This is a genomic window from Pseudomonadota bacterium, from assembly GCA_023229365.1.
Lineage (GTDB): Bacteria > Myxococcota_A > Polyangia > JAAYKL01 > JAAYKL01 > JALNZK01.
Genome location: JALNZK010000130.1, coordinates 1 through 15167, shown reverse-complemented (window position 1 = coordinate 15167; position 15167 = coordinate 1). Strand labels below are relative to the sequence as shown.

Sequence of the window (15167 nt, the reverse complement as noted above, 5' to 3'; positions counted from 1 at the left end):
ACGGCGGGAAAAAGATTGGAACCCGGGATCAACACCACGATCCGATCCGATCCCATTATCTTTGTTTTCGGCGGCGCGGCGGCCTCAAACGAGCGGTTCATTGGACTCGGCTAAACAGTTACTTAGGAAGCAGCTCGAGCGCGATACCAGCAACAAGTAGGGGGAACCATGCAGAACCGGAGAGAATCACTTGTTTATTTAGTTGTTTGTGTTCAGATTCTGACAGCGTTGGCTGTTGTTCTCGGCGCGGCACCTGCGGCTGCGCGGCAACCGCTGTCCGCGGTCGATCGGGTCGTGCTGCCGTACATCGACAACCAGTCGTTGATCGAGCGGGATCGGGCTGCGGAGCTGGCTGCGCCCGACGTGCCAATGCCCATGCAGACGGCTGAGCCGGTGGAGGTGTCGCTCGATACCGAATCGAACGGCACCTGGGAGCTGCTGAAGGGCGGCGAATACCTCTGGCGCCTGAGGATCCGATCCGAGAGAGCGGTCTCGGTGGCGGTGAAGCTCGAGGAGTTCTTCCTGCCGCCGAGCGCGTCGCTCGTGATCGCCACTCCACGCGGTCGGAAGGTCCACGGTCCTTACGCCGCCGCGAATACGTTCGAGTCGGGCGATTTCTGGATTCCGAAGGTTCTGGGAGACGAGCTCGTTCTGGAGCTGCGCGTCTCGGCCGCGGAGAAGCCTGCCATCGGGTTCCGCGTGGCCGAGGTGAACCACGGCTATCAGCCGTTGATCATCACGCCCTGCTACGACTGCTGGCCGGACTGCGAGGGCTCGCTGGTGTGCAACGTGGACACGGCGTGCATCGACGGCGACAGCCCCCCGTGGGAGGTTCCCTCGATTCCGGAGGTTCTGCCGGACACGGCCGAATGGTCGGATATCAAACGCGCCGTGGGAAACCTGGACATCGGGAACGGTCGGTGCAACTGCTCCGGAACCCTGATGAACAACACCAGCGAGGACGGGAAGCTCCTTTTCATGACCGCGAGCCACTGTTTTCGCCAATGCGAATCGATAAAGGATGTTCATTTTGGTGAAGGTCTGAATTCTGTGCACGTTTACTGGAATTACGAAAACAGTGAATGCAGAGAATACACGCGAACGGAGGCGGCGCCCGGGATAGATGGAGAAGTTGGCGACGGTCGCTATTTCGTCACCGGTCCTGGCGCGATATCTTTAATTGAGTGGGAATTTGAGCCGGACACACTGAACAATCCATCGTTGGATACTATACTATTGGAACTTGGTTCAAATCATTCTTCTGATATTTCTTGTTTTAGCCCATATTTTCTCGGTTTCAATATCGATGCTGAACCCGTGCATGATGATTTCGCAATAGGAATACACCATCCCAGAGGGAGAGAGAAACGGATCAGTATTAACACTGATGGTTGGTCTAGTAGCAGTACACATCCACAAGTATATACAACCTTCGAATTTGGGCGAATAGAGAACGGTTCCTCGGGATCGCCTCTGTTGAATGAAGACGGACTGATGGTGGGCACGGCAGCGAGCACTGGACTCAATGCGAGCTGCGGTGATACGGCGACCACGCGATACGGTCGTTTTTCGATAGTCTGGCAGGAAGATGGTTTGCAAGATCCCGAAGACGATCATTTCACGTATTCCGAGAATCCCGATGCGGTGGGTTTAAAGACTTACCTTGATCCGGACGATTCGATGGATCTGAGCGGGGCTCACGAACTCGAGGGCTACGATCCATGGAAGGATTACGATTGCGACGATGATGGCGCCGAGAACCTGGAGGACGATTGCCCGACCGGTGACGACTGCGACGACCTCGACGACGACGGGGATCCGGACTGGGACGACAACTGCATCATCACTTACAACCCCGGGCAGGAGGACTGCGACCGCGACGGTGTGGGAGACCACTGCGACCGCGACAGGTGCGCCGACTTCTGCGGAATCGACGTCGTGGACACCTGGAAGCCGACCGGGTTGGGAATAGCCGTCAAGACATCATTCTTTCAGATGAGTTACCAGTTCGGAATGACCACAGGAGAGATAGAAATCGAGACCTGTGCCCGCGGCGCCGCGTTGGATATCCAAGGAGATGTGTGTGAAGAAGCAGGAGAGGACCAGCCCGACGAGGTGCAGGTCAGGTGGTGCAGCTGCGAGACGTTTGGTGACGATTGGGAGCTATGCGAGGGGTTGAACTGCCCCGAGAACGAGCCGGGCTCGCAGGAGCCGCAATTCGCTCACTCGGGCTGGCACCTGGCGAGCTACAAGACAAGCGATTTCGCGGTTCCGCCTCCCGTGGTGACTCCGCCCGTTGAAGAGAAGCCGTTCGCGTACTACCCATCGATAGACTGCGCCTTTTCGAACGAGCCGAGCGGCGAGTACTGGAGCGTTTGGGATTCCGACTTGGCTGACGGGTCGAACTACTTCACCACGCACTGTACCCCGCAGGTCCACGAGTACCAAAAGCCGACCACGCAGGATATCGTCGCGAGGACGACGCGCTGGGACTGGGACAGGGAGCTGTGGTGGAAGGCGAACGATGCGCTCGTCGGTCCAGGTCAGCTGCCGATGGACAACGCAGGGGCGCTGATCGATGGCGAGACCAGGGGACGGCTCTGGGTGCGGCCGAGCGGTCCGACAGAGGATCTGGACGAAGAGGGAGAATGGCTGCGGGCCAATCGCTACGCGTCGTTCCAGCTCGACCCCGGGTCGTGGCGCGGTAGGATTATCGGCGTCCCGCACCCGTCGATCCCGGGCTACCGCAAGTGGATCGACCTGCCGCACTGGCCGGACCTGGCGTTCGAGCCCGGGATCTCGGCCGCGCTGCCCGAGGTGCGGTACGAGCGGCTCGGCCTCATGGCGATTCCGATGGAGGCGACGGCCGACGCCGGAGCGTACGCATACCCGGCCGACATCGCCGGTCGGAATTCGGCGCTCGGTGGCCTGGTGGTGCAGATCATCGACGGCCGCGGGCTTGACGTTCGCGTGTCGGCGTACTCGACCGGCGCGACCTCGGGCTCGGTGCCCGAGACGCTCGGGTTCGCGTCCGCGCGGTTCGGGGTCGAGGCGCAGATGCAGGCCGAGGAGGTGATGGCCTTCGGCTCGAGCCAGGGCACGGGCTTCGGGATCGCGGTGTTCGGCGGCGCGCTCGCGAACGGCGCCAAGGACGGCCGGCTGTGGCTCGGCCGGTTCGGCGGGCTCGACGCGGACGAACGGCCGTACTTCACGTGGCAGGACGCGACGCCACCATCCGGGCCGCTGCCGCCGGCTCGGTCGGACGCGATCCTGGCGTTCGACGTGCGCACCGGCCGCCTGCTGCTGTTCGGCGGCGAGGGCGCGAACAGCGCGGTGCTGTCCGATCTGTGGGCGTACAGCCTTGGACGCGGCACGTGGGAGCTGCTCTCGGAAGACTTCCTCGGGCTTGCGGACGCCGAGGCGGCGCAGGGCCCGGGGCGGCTCTACGTGGCCGGCGGGCACACGGCGAACGGCCCGAGCGGCGCGGTGTACGAGATGGATCTGCGCGCGCTCGAGCCCGAGCCGATCGCGGATCTCGCCGACGGGCCGGGCGCGCGGAATTGGGCGGCGCTCGGTCTCGAGGCGGTGCGCGCGGGCCGATTGCTCGTGTTCGGCGGCGAGGATGCGAACGGCATGCCGCACAACGACCTGTGGCGCTACGACACCGCATCCAGCGCATGGTCGCTGGTTACGCCAGACTGCGTTGGCCGGATGTGCCCGCCAGCCGGGCAGCCGTCGTACCTCGTGACCAATCGGGGTGGCGGCATCGCCGTGCATGGAATGGCCGACGAGGACGGGAACGGATCGTTCCGGCTCACCGAAAACGGGCGCTGGGAAGGGGACGTGTCGCGGCTCGCCGAGGCCGAGGCTGTTGCAATCGACTGCGCGGGCGACGGCGACGTGGAGACGCAGACAACGCGCCTGTGCCGAGTGGACAGCGCCTGGTACGCGGAGGTCGGGCGGATGGCGTGCGCCGCGCCCGACGAGTCGGACGACCTCGCGTGCGGCGCGAAGGAGTCGGAGTCGATGGCCGAAGTGGCTTCGTGGAGCCCGGAAGGATGGGAGTGGGTCGTGGACCTCGCGCCCGGTGAGGACGGGCACACCTACGTGCTCACCGACAGCGCGCTGATGTCGTTCGACGCGCTGACCGCAGCGGGCGAGCTCGAGCCGATCGACACCGAGGAGCTGACCGTGCCGGGCACATGCTGGTGGTGCGGCGGCCCGGACTTCGGCACCGACGTGGAGGTGGTGGGCGACCTCGTGCTCGTGGCCGCGCTGAGCGGCGTGCACGTGTTCCGCGCGACAGCCGACGGCGGGTTGGTGCCGACAAGCTACCTGCCCGGGCGGGTGGCGGTGCTCGACGTCGCGGCGCTCGGCGGCGTGGTGTACCTCGCGGACGGCACCGGGGTGACGGTGGCGGCGCTCGACGAGAACGGGGCGCTCGTCGAGGTGAAGCGGCTGTCGCTCGGCAAGCCGGTGCTCGGCGTGGAGGTAAACCAGACCGGCGAGAAGATGCTGGCGCTGACGACAAACAAGCTGCGGCGGTTCGAGATCGGCGGGAACCCGTACGCACCGTTCGAAAAGAACAGCGTCTCGGTTTCCGGGTTGCTGTTCCCGCGGATGCGGGTGGACGGGGCGTGGACGTACCTGAACGGCTGGTTCGGAACGCAAACGGTGGAGGACGCGGCGGCCGGATTGATGCTGCGCGGCGCTCACGACGTGCGCGACTGGGTGGACGGCCGGATCGTTCGCGACGGCGTGGCGGAGCGGGTCGCTCCCGGGTGCGCGAACGCCTACGAGGTGTGGGAGGTGGAGCCGTGACGCGCGTTTCGATCATGGTGCTCTCGCTCATGCTCGCCTCGTCGCTGTCCGCGTGCTCCGGCTGCACGGACGACGATCAGCCCGCGGACTCCGGCCTCGACGCCGGGACCGATACCGACACGGATTCGGATACGGACACCGACAGCGACACGGATTCCGACACCGATTCCGACACCGAGACCGATACCATGCCCGACGGGTTCGTGCCGGACGCGGGACCGTGGATCTGGGAAGATCTTCCGGACGGTGGTGACTGTGGGGTGGAAGGTTGCCGGCAGCTCACGTTCACCGACTCGGTGAGGGTTCTGGAATGGGATGTGTGGGGAAAGATGTTGGCATTCAACGATGGCGATAGCTTTGACACAAGAATTGCTGACCATGTGGACGGCAAGCAGTTGCTTGTTCCGAATGTCTATCCGGAAATCGAAATCGGGCCCTTGACTGGCGCTGCCAATCTATATCCGGCTACTATTTTTGAAAATGTAGTCTGTTATTCGAAAATGGTTACTGTTGACCCGGACTTCACTGACATTATTTGTGCCGATCTCGCGTCCGAGACCCAACAACTCGTTTACCATCGACCCAAAGAGGGCACTGAATTTCCGAATCCTGGCAAGTACATAGACATGTACGGTGATCGCATCGTTTCTATGGGTGGCTGCGGGGAGGTGATGGACTCTTGGCCACTGTGCGCATTCGACACAATCGAGCCGGGAACTTACCAGGAGATCGCTCCTCATTTCTACGGTTCGCACAACAGCATGTGGGGTGACATCGTCGTCTGGTACACGGAGACCACCGGCTACCACATCCAGGCCTACGACTTCTCCACATCCGCGCAGTTCGACATAACCGACGACGACGAGGTGCAGTTCAATCCCAGGATCCACGGCAACCGCGTCGTCTACCAGGATCTGCGTTTCGGCGACGGAGGCTCGCCGATGACGAGTTGGGCGCACTCCGCGGTCTTCATGTACGACCTCATCACGCACGCGACCACACAGATCACCAGTGGCGAGTGGATAGCCGCCTATCCCGATGTCCACGAGAACATCGTCATCTGGGCAGATTACCGGGCGAGCACGGATCCCAACGACGCAAACAGCTTCTCGGGAGTGGAAATTTGGGGCTACAACGTCGACACGGAGACTGAGTTCCAGATCACGAACATGCCCGGTCGCGGGAAGACGACGCCGCGCATCTGGGGCGACAAGGTGTTCGTGCACATGTACAGAGCAAGCGAGGGGGACGCCATCTACATGTTCGACCTCCCGGACGGGGCGAAGTAGCGGCGAAGGTCGGCCCAGGTCGGCGCGCCGGCCGTTTTTTTTTTAGACAACGGTCGTTTTCCGGCAACTTTCGCGAGAACCGGCCGATATTGTCTTGGCGCCGCGACTCGGCGGTTGACGGCGCGGCGGGTCGGTTCCACTATTTCCGAGACCAACTGCGCGGCGGGTTCGCGGCGCGGGAGAGAGGAGAGGCGGCATGGCTGACGGCGTCAACAGGGTGATCCTCGTGGGAAACCTCGGCAAGGATCCGGAGGTGAGCTACACGCAGAGCGGGACCGCGCGGTGCCGTTTCTCCCTTGCCACCGGCGAGACGTACACGGACAACGCCGGCAATCGCCAGGACAAGACCGAGTGGCACAACATCGTCGTGTGGGGGAAGCAGGGCGAGAACGTCGGCAAGTACCTGGCCAAGGGGCGGCAGGTCTACATCGAAGGCAAGATCCAGACGCGCTCCTGGGACGACGAGAAGTCCGGGCAGAAGCGCTACATGACGGAGATCAACGCGCAGCGCGTCGTGTTCCTCGGCGGCGGGCGCGGCGAGGGCCAGCAGGGCGGCGGCGGCGGGCGCGGCGAGGGCCAGCAGGGCGGCGGCGGCGGTGGCGACTACGATCAGGGCGGCGCGGACGCCGGGCCGGGCTTCGGCCCGAGCGACGACGACATCCCGTTCTAGGATTAGGATGCGGCGCGCCGCGAAAGCAGCCCTTCGCGTTGTGTGGATAGGGCTCGCGCTCGCGGCGTTGCCCGCGGCGGCGGCGGCGCCGTGGGGCTCGCTCGACGACATCCGCTACAAGGTCAAGGGCGCGGACGGGAACATCTGGGGCCACCTGCTCGGGCGCGGCGACATCGTGCGCGGAGACGAGCTCGGCGGCGCGATCGCGTTCACCTTCGACGACGGCCCGGACCACCGCACGACGCCGACGATCCTCGAGGCGCTCGACAGGCGCGGCGTGAAGGGCGCGTTCTTCATCAACGGGCACAGGATCCACCAGCGCACCGCGGGCGGCCCGGAGAACCAGGCGGTGCTGCGCGACATGCATAGGCGCGGCCACTTCATCGGGAGCCACACGTTCGCGCACAAGGACGTGACCGGGCTCGACGACGACGGCTGGCGGCTCGAGGTGACGCAGGTCGAGCAGATCATCCGCGGGATCATCGGCCGCCGGCCGTACCTCTTCAGGCCGCCGTTCGGCGCCACCAGCCCGCGGACGACGGCGCGGCTCACGGCCGAGGGGTACACGGTCGTCATGTGGAACCTCGACTCCCAGGACTGGATGTCGAAGAGCGCGGACGAGCTCGTCGCGCGGGTCGCGCAGGCGATCGAGGCGAACCCCGGCGGCGGCGTGCTGCTCATGCACGACACGAACCAGGTGACCGCCGAGGCGCTGCCGCTCGTCATCGAATGGATCGACGAGCGGAACGCCGATCTCGCCGCGCGCGGCGAGCGGACGCTCGAGATCGTCGGGATCGAGCACTTCGTCCGCAACGCGCGTCCCGCCCCCGCCCCTTGACCAGGACCCGTCCGTGCCTACCTGGAGGGAGTGGGGTTCTCGACCGGAGGGCGCGATGAAGACCGACAAGCTGACCGTGAAGTCCAGGGAGGCGATCGCCGCGGCCGAGGTCGTCGCGAGGCGCGCGGGGCACCAGGAGGTGAAGCCGCTGCACGTGCTCGCGGCGCTCCTGGACCAGAGCGATGGGCTCGTCCAGCCGTTGCTCGAGCGCGCCGGCGCGGCGATCGAGCGCCTGCGCGAGGCGCTCCGTGCCGCCCTCGGAGGCCTGCCGGTGGTCACGGGCGCCGAAACGTACGTCGGCAACGAGCTCAAGAGGCTGCTCGACGAGGCGGCGAAAGAAGCGGACAAGCTCAAGGACGACTACGTCAGCACCGAGCACCTGCTGCTCGCCATGGCCGACGGCAAGGGCGGCGAGGCGTCTCGGCTGCTGCGCGAGATCGGAATCAACTGTGATACATTGCGAGCTGCGCTCGTGGACGTCCGAGGCGGCCAGCGGGTGACGGACGAGGAGCCGGAGGGAAAGTTCCGCGCCCTGGAGCGCTACTGTACGGATCTCACCGAGAGGGCGCGGCGCGGCAAGCTCGATCCGGTGATCGGGCGCGACGAGGAGATCCGGCGCACCATGCAGGTGCTCTCCCGGCGCACGAAGAACAACCCGGTGCTGATCGGCGAGCCGGGCGTCGGCAAGACCGCGGTCGTCGACGGGATCGCGCAGCGCGTGGCGGCGGGAGACGTGCCCGAGAGCCTGAAGGAGAAGCGCGTGCTCGCGCTCGACATGGGCGCGCTCGTGGCCGGCGCCAAGTTCCGCGGCGAGTTCGAGGAACGGCTCAAGGCGGTGATCAAGGAGGTGACCTCGCGGGACGGGGAGGTGATCCTGTTCATCGACGAGCTGCACACCATCGTGGGCGCGGGGGCGGCCGAGGGCGCGCAGGACGCGGCGAACCTGCTCAAGCCGGCGCTCGCGCGGGGCGAGCTGCGGTGCATCGGCGCGACGACGCTCGACGAGTACCGCAAGCACATCGAGAGGGACAAGGCGCTCGAGCGCCGCTTCCAGCCCGTGTACGTGGGCGAGCCGAGCGTCGAGGACACGATCGCGATCCTGCGCGGCATCAAGGAGAAGTACGAGGTCCACCACGGGATCCGGATCCGGGACGCGGCGCTCGTGGCCGCGGCGCGCCTGTCGCAGCGCTACGTCACGGCGCGCTTCCTGCCGGACAAGGCGATCGACCTCGTCGACGAAGCCGCCTCGAGGCTCAAGATGGAGATCGAGAGCACGCCGACGCCGATCGACGACCTCGAACGCCAGATCACGCGGCTCGAGGTGGAGCGCCAGGCGATGGCGATGGAGAGATCCGACCGCGCGAAGGCGCGCGGCGAGGAGCTCGGCACCGAGATCGGGCACCTGCGCGAGACGGTCTTCGCGATGCGGGCCCGCTGGCAGCGGCAGCGCGATCTCGTGTTGAAGAGCAAGGGTATCAACGTCGATATCGACGCGCTGCGCACCGAGGCGGAGATCGCGCAGCGGCGGGGCGAGCTGCAGCGGGCGGCCGAGATCCGGTACGGCCGGCTGCCCGAGCTCGAGCGCGAGCTCGCCAAGGTCTCGGAGGAGCTCGCGGACGCGCGGTCCGATGTGTCATTCCTTCGGGAGGAGGTGACGGAGGAGGACATCGCCGACGTCGTGTCGCGCTGGACCGGGATCCCGGTGTCGAAGATGCTCGAAGGGGAGAGCGAGAAGCTGCTTTCCCTGGAGGTCCGGCTCGGCGGGCGCGTCGTGGGACAGGACGAGGCGGTCTCCCGCGTCGCCAAGGCGATCCGGCTGTCGCGGGCGGGGCTGAAAGACCCGAATCGCCCGATCGGCTCGTTCCTGTTCCTCGGGCCGACCGGCGTCGGCAAGACCGAGCTCGCGCGCGCCGTGGCCGAGTTGCTATTCGACGATGAATCAAACATGATACGCATCGACATGAGCGAATATATGGAGAAACATTCGGTTTCTCGGCTCATCGGCGCGCCGCCGGGGTACGTGGGTTTCGACGAAGGAGGGCAGCTCACCGAGGCGGTGCGGCGTCGGCCGTACAGCGTCGTGCTGCTCGACGAGATGGAAAAAGCCCATCCGGACGTGTTCAACGTGCTCCTGCAGGTTCTCGACGACGGGCGCCTGACCGACGGACAGGGGCGTACGGTCGATTTCAAGAACGTCATCCTCATCATGACGAGCAACGTGGCCGGACAGCTCCTCGTCGACGAGGATGACGAGGAGCGGATCCGGGAGCACGTGAACGAGGCGCTGCGCCGCACGTTCCGACCGGAATTCCTCAATAGAATCGACTCCACGGTCCTGTTCCACCGCCTTTCGCAGGGCGCGATCCGGCGCATCGTCGACCTGCAGATCGACCGCGTCGAGGAGCTGCTCGCGGCCCGCGGGCTCGGGATCGAGGTGGACGACGGCGCGCGGGATCTGCTTGCGCGGCTCGGTTACGATCCTGCATACGGTGCGCGACCTCTGAAACGCGTCGTCCAGGAGCGGCTGCTCGAGCCGTTGTCGGAGCTCTTGATCGCAGGAGGTGTCCCGACCGGGGCAACGGTACAGGTGACCGCGGCGGACGAGAAGATCGTTTTGGAAACCCATCCCCCCGGTGACGCCTAATCCTTCCTTTTCACCCCTTCCCCGTGGGGAAGGGGTAGGGGATGGGTCCATCGTCCTCCCAGTGATTTTTTCAGGCAGTTCGCGAGAGGGGCGTCAGTCCGCCGAGACGAGCGACGCGACGGAGATGCCGAGCACGGCCGCGACGCGCCGCAGCGTCTCGATGGTCGGCGTGTTGCCGCCTCGCTCGAGGCGGGCGACGTTCGGCCTGCGGATGCCGGTCGCGGTCGCGAGCTCGAGCTGCGTCATGCCGATCGAGCGCCGGGCGTCGCGGATCTTGCTCCCAATTCCCGCGCCCTGGCCGCTCGCCGCCGCGCTTCTCGGCTTGGGCGTCCTCTTCGCGGGCGCGAGCAGCGCCGGCGGGATCAGGCTCGGCCGCGCGCAAACGGGCTCGAGCATCGCGTCGATCTCGATCTCGATCTGCTCGATGCGCCGCACGAGCGCCTCGGCGTTTTCCACGAGACGCACGCCTCCGCCCGTCACGGTCGCCTCCCGTTCCAGCGATCCGCGTAACGCCGTTCTGCCCGCGGCTTCGGCGCGGTGCCCGACTTGGGCGAGGGCTCGTCCTCGCTCGAGAGGTCGTCGAGCTGATCGCGGAGCCACGCGACCTCGTCCGCGAGCTGTGCGCTCGTCCGCTTCAGGACGCCGTACCGATCCCTCAACAGGTCCATCTTGGCCGAAAAGGCGTCGTACGCCGCGTCGAGCCGCGATACGAGCGAGCGCCACGTCTCGGTGGTCGGCGCCGCAGGGCCGGAGGCTTCGCTCCTGAGCTCTGCCAAGACCGTGTCGAGCTGCTTCAACCCCAGGGGATCTTTGATGTTCGTCATAGGGTGACAGTATCTTGTTGGATACATGTCGTCAAGTCGTGCATGAGGACAAGTATTACCGCGGATACTCCAAGATGCGCAGCACGAACTGCGCGAGATCCGCTCCGACCGCCCGGACGATCGCGTCGGCGCCGGCCTCGCGCAGCACGTCGGCCGAGCTCTGCAGGAACGGCACTCCGACGCAACGCGCGCCGATCGCCCGCGCAGCGAACACGTCGCGCGGAGTATCTCCCACGATAATAACCGGCAGTGTTCCGGTCGGATCGCATCGCCCGGCACCGCGCGCGAGCACTTCGAATCGTTCGTAGCCGTCGTTTCCGTAGCCGCCGCGGTCGAGGTCGAAGAGCTGGCCTAGGCCGGCGCTCTCGAGCTTGAGCGCCGCGCCGCGCGGAACGTTGCCGGTGCCGATCCCGACGATCGCGCCGATCTCCTCGAGCGCCCGCACCGCGGCTGCCGGATCGCCGAGCGCGAAGTACGGGCGCGATGCGATCTCGCGCTCGAGCTCCTCGACGTAGACCCGCACGAGCTCCATCGCCTGCTCCGGGCGAGGGTCGCGCACGCCGCCCGCGGCGAGCAGCAGGTGCGCGATCTGCACGTCGGTGCGGCCGGCGAACTCGGCCGGATCGCCGAGCCCCGGGCACCCGGTGAGCCGCTCCGCGGCGCGGTTCATCGCGACCAACCCGGCGCTCGGCGTGCCGGGTTCGCTCGCGACGAGCGTGCCGTCCAGATCGAACAGCACGACGCAGCGGGGCTGTATCACTGCGGATTCCCCGTCCGGGAACGCCAGAGGGTGGCGAGCGCCGCCTGGAGCGCCTCTCGGAGCGCGGCCTCCTTCGGCGGATCCCAGGCCGGCCGATCCGCGCGGGCGAAGGTCGTGAGATCCGAGCGGTTGTCGAGGCGCACCGCGGGCACGCGGAACGCGCGGCCCGACGCCGCGGAGGTGACCCGAATCGACGTGCCGTCGCCGCCCGCCTCGAGCAGGTGCTCGAGATCGTCGCAGCCGTAGTCGCCGAGCATCACGCGCAGCGGCACGCCGTGGTGCAGGATCGAGCCCGGATCGTTCGGATCCGCGCGGCCCTCGTTCTTGGCCCGCGACTGCTCGGGCGTGACCCAGATGTACAGGATCGCCGCCCGCGAGAGGAGGTCGTCGGACAGGCGGGCGAGCGAGTACGCGTAGCCGAAGGGCGGGGCGAGCGGCAGGGTGGAGCCCTGCGGACCGCCGCGCGCGAACTCGATCACCACGGTGCGGTCGTCGAGCGACGCCGGGATCCCCGCCCACTTGTCCCGGACGAGCGCCGCCGACTCCTCCTCGATCGCGGCCTCCACGGCGGCGCGGACCGCGGGAGCCAGGCGATCGGCGAGCCGCTCGGCGCCGACCTTCGCGCGCGCCCGGTCGAGGCGATCGAGGAGCCACCGCGCGGCGGATCCCGAGGGAGGCGCGCCCGCGCCGCGCAGATCGGCGAAGTCCTCGTTGAGCAGCTCGATGAGCGTCCCCCAGTCGCGCGCGTCCGCGAAGCCGGCGTCCGGCGCCTGGAAGAGCACGCCCCGGTCGCCCGCCTTGCACAGCGCCTCGTCGATCCGGCGCATGAGGTGGACGTAGGGGTAGTCGTCGAGCTGGACGGTCTCGCCCATGCGGAAGTGCTCGCGGCACGCCGAGCCGTCGTGGCTCGCGAGGAACTTGCGCACCTCGCTCTTGCCCGAGGCGGGCAACGCGAGGAGCAGGATCGTGTCGAAGGTCGTTCGCGTCTTGGTCATCTTTCACCTCTTCAGTGACCGCCCTTGCTGGGCACCACCTTCCAGATCCGGAGCAGGAGGACGAACCCGATGACGGAGAACGGGATCAGGAAGATCGGCCAGTAGCTCCAGTCCTTGGTCGTCAGGAAGCCCAGGCTCACGGACTGCACCGCGGTGCCGAGGTACACGCAGCCGTCGACGAGGCCGACCGCGGTCGCCGCCGCCTTGCGGCCGCCGAAGTCCATCGTCAACGTGCCGGACAGGAGCCCGTGCGTGCCGATGACCCCGAGCGACAGGAGGAACACGGCGAGGCCGAGCCAGTACGGGCTGATCGGCAGAAGCGGGCTCGCCGCGAGCTTGCGCATCTCCCCGGCGCGCTGGACCGGCATCGGGTCCGGCAGGTCGATCCGCAGCTCGCGCCCGCCCCGCTCGATCCGGGCCGGGATCGCCCCGCCCGACGCCACCGCCGGGCCGCCCCCGAGCTCGCCCGTGGCGCAGACGCACTCGGCCGCGTTCCAGCGCGACTCCGCGCACGCGGGCGCGAAGCACTTGACGGCCAGTCGGACGTCCGCCCAACCTTTGATGGGCTCGCCCGCGAGCTCGAGGATCTTGTCGCCGGGCTCGAGGCCGCTCTTCTCTTTGGCCGAGGCGACCTCGTTCGACGGCTTGGCGAGCGCGAACGTCATCCCCACCGCGCAGACGATCATCAGGCCGTACAGCACGGCGGCGGTCGGGCCGCGGCGGCTCTGGAAGAAGAGATCCGAGATCCAGCCCGCCGTGTTGGCGCCGATCACGCCCGCCACGAACAAGAGCCCGCCCCATCCTGCCTGCAGGAACGGCGCGAGGAACGCGAGCGCGCCGAGCACGACGAGCAGCCCGCGCCGGCCCGCCTTGACGCGGCTCGCGAGGAGCCAGGAGATCCCGGCGACCGCGAAGCAGACGGCGACGAGCCACAGGTGCTCCCAGGATCCGACCTGCAGCGGGTGCGCCTTGGGCAGCGCCCACACCTCGGTGGCGTAGATCGGGAACCAGTGCATGACGCCCTGGCGGACCACGCCGGTGCAGAACTCGATCGCCGCCACGGTGAGGATGATCGGGTTGGTGAGCAGCCGCTTGAACACCTCGAGGGTGGGCAGCGGCTTGTCGTCCTCTCCGGAGGAGGCGTCCCCGGTGTCGAAGTTCGGGTGCCCGGCGTCCGACGGCTTGTCGCGCAGGAGGAAGAACTCGATCACCCCGAACGCCGCGAGCAGGATCGACGGCACCGCGAACACGACCCACTGGACCTGCGCGCCCTGGAAGGAGGCGGTCGCGAAGTCGAGCAGCCAGCTGTTCACGGTGAACGCGAGGAAGATGCCGGAGGCGATCATCGTCCCGAAGATCCCCGAGAACCCGCCGCGCTCGCGCAGGTGGAACCAGTGCGCGTTGACCTTGACGATGCTCACCGCGCCGAACGACTGGAAGTACATGTTCACCGCGTAGAGCAGAGAGAACACGACGACGATGTGGCCGCCTCCCGGATCGCCCGACGCGAGCAGCCACGCGAGGTACCCGGCGAGCGCCGCGTTGGCGAGCGCGGTGCCGCACGCGGCGAACAGGATCCCCTTGCGGCCGCCGATCCTGTCGATGAGCGGGCCGTTGATCAGAAACGAGATCGCGTACACCGCGGTGCCGGCGCCGAAGATCAGCCCGAAGTCCTCCTTCGTGAGGAGGTCGCCGAGCTCGTTCTTGGCCACCGTGAGGTTGTACCGCCCCATGTAGAGGAGCGCGTACGTGAGCCCCATCGGGAACCAGTTCGCGAAGCGCCGCAGCTTGAAGGCACGCGTGTGGGAGATCAGGTCGCTCATGCCGCGCCCATATTGGTATGAAAGCCCGCGCGCGTCGATGGGGAAAACGGCGGCCCGCCTTCGCGCTTCGGCGCGGTTTGTCGTCTTCGAGTCGAAGGTCGATGATCGCGCCGGAGCCCGCAGGGCGTAGGCGGACGACGGCGACCGCTTCTCCGGGCTGTGTTACAGTTCGCGAGGGGTCGGGATTTGTCGCGGAAACTGTCTGACAACGAGTCTCTGGAGAATAAGTGTGGCTATCCGGGCTTTGCGACAAGTTATAAAAGGAAGCAACGTCCCCTATCCCCCACGCGCGGCGCTTCGGCGTGGCCTTCGATCTCCAAGGTCGAAGATCACGCCGTAGCCTTGGCGGAGGCGGACCCGTCCGACCCGTCACAATCGTCCGACCCGTCGCCGTTCCGCCCCCGCAACTACACGTGGGCCGAGCTGATGCGCCGCACGTTCGGCTACGACGTGATGGCGTGCCTCGAGTGCGGCGGCAGGATGAAACTGATCGCCATGATCGA

General features: G+C 66.7%; 11 protein-coding genes. 5 read left to right on the top strand and 6 right to left on the bottom strand.

What is annotated here, in order from left to right; genetic code table 11:
- Positions 1-212 precede the first annotated feature (212 nt).
- Positions 213-554 carry a hypothetical protein gene (locus M0R80_27085; protein MCK9463301.1) on the bottom strand — a complete coding sequence of 114 codons (342 nt, stop codon included), beginning with the start codon at positions 552-554 and terminating at the stop codon, positions 213-215.
- 1090 nt (positions 555-1644) lie between these two features.
- Here M0R80_27085 and M0R80_27080 point away from each other — a divergent pair.
- The 5 genes from M0R80_27080 to clpB all read left to right on the top strand — a co-directional run bounded on the left by M0R80_27080 (position 1645) and on the right by clpB (position 10262).
- Positions 1645-4821 (top strand): kelch motif-containing protein, encoded by a 3177-nt coding sequence (locus M0R80_27080; GenBank protein ID MCK9463300.1) that lies wholly within the window; start codon positions 1645-1647, stop codon positions 4819-4821.
- On the top strand, positions 4818-6110 hold the full coding sequence (locus tag M0R80_27075; protein ID MCK9463299.1) for a hypothetical protein: 1293 nt from the start codon (positions 4818-4820) through the stop codon (positions 6108-6110). Before M0R80_27080 ends, M0R80_27075 begins: the two co-directional genes overlap by 4 nt.
- Before the next feature lie 196 nt (positions 6111-6306).
- Complete coding sequence (ssb, locus tag M0R80_27070; GenBank protein ID MCK9463298.1) at positions 6307-6780, top strand: single-stranded DNA-binding protein; 474 nt, start codon at positions 6307-6309, stop codon at positions 6778-6780.
- 40 nt (positions 6781-6820) lie between these two features.
- Complete coding sequence (locus tag M0R80_27065; GenBank protein ID MCK9463297.1) at positions 6821-7618, top strand: polysaccharide deacetylase family protein; 798 nt, start codon at positions 6821-6823, stop codon at positions 7616-7618.
- Between the two features lie 55 nt (positions 7619-7673).
- The gene (gene clpB, locus M0R80_27060; protein MCK9463296.1) at positions 7674-10262 is read left to right on the top strand and encodes an ATP-dependent chaperone ClpB; all 2589 of its coding nucleotides are present in this window, start codon (positions 7674-7676) and stop codon (positions 10260-10262) included.
- 93 nt (positions 10263-10355) lie between these two features.
- On the opposite strand, the gene M0R80_27055 is transcribed toward clpB, so the two are convergent.
- Genes M0R80_27055 through M0R80_27035 form a run of 5 tightly spaced genes read right to left on the bottom strand, consistent with a single transcriptional unit; the run spans position 10356 to position 14664 of the window.
- Positions 10356-10742, bottom strand: a complete 387-nt coding sequence (locus M0R80_27055; GenBank protein ID MCK9463295.1) for a helix-turn-helix domain-containing protein — start codon at positions 10740-10742, stop codon at positions 10356-10358.
- Complete coding sequence (locus M0R80_27050) at positions 10739-11086, bottom strand: hypothetical protein (protein ID MCK9463294.1); 348 nt, start codon at positions 11084-11086, stop codon at positions 10739-10741. Before M0R80_27050 ends, M0R80_27055 begins: the two co-directional genes overlap by 4 nt.
- Positions 11087-11141: 55 nt before the next feature.
- Positions 11142-11846 carry a haloacid dehalogenase-like hydrolase gene (locus tag M0R80_27045; GenBank protein ID MCK9463293.1) on the bottom strand — a complete coding sequence of 235 codons (705 nt, stop codon included), beginning with the start codon at positions 11844-11846 and terminating at the stop codon, positions 11142-11144.
- The gene (locus M0R80_27040; GenBank protein MCK9463292.1) at positions 11843-12841 is read right to left on the bottom strand and encodes a hypothetical protein; all 999 of its coding nucleotides are present in this window, start codon (positions 12839-12841) and stop codon (positions 11843-11845) included. The genes M0R80_27045 and M0R80_27040 overlap by 4 nt, the downstream gene beginning before the upstream one ends.
- A gap of 11 nt (positions 12842-12852) precedes the next feature.
- Positions 12853-14664 (bottom strand): MFS transporter, encoded by a 1812-nt coding sequence (locus M0R80_27035; protein MCK9463291.1) that lies wholly within the window; start codon positions 14662-14664, stop codon positions 12853-12855.
- Between the last annotated feature and the right edge of the window lie 503 nt (positions 14665-15167).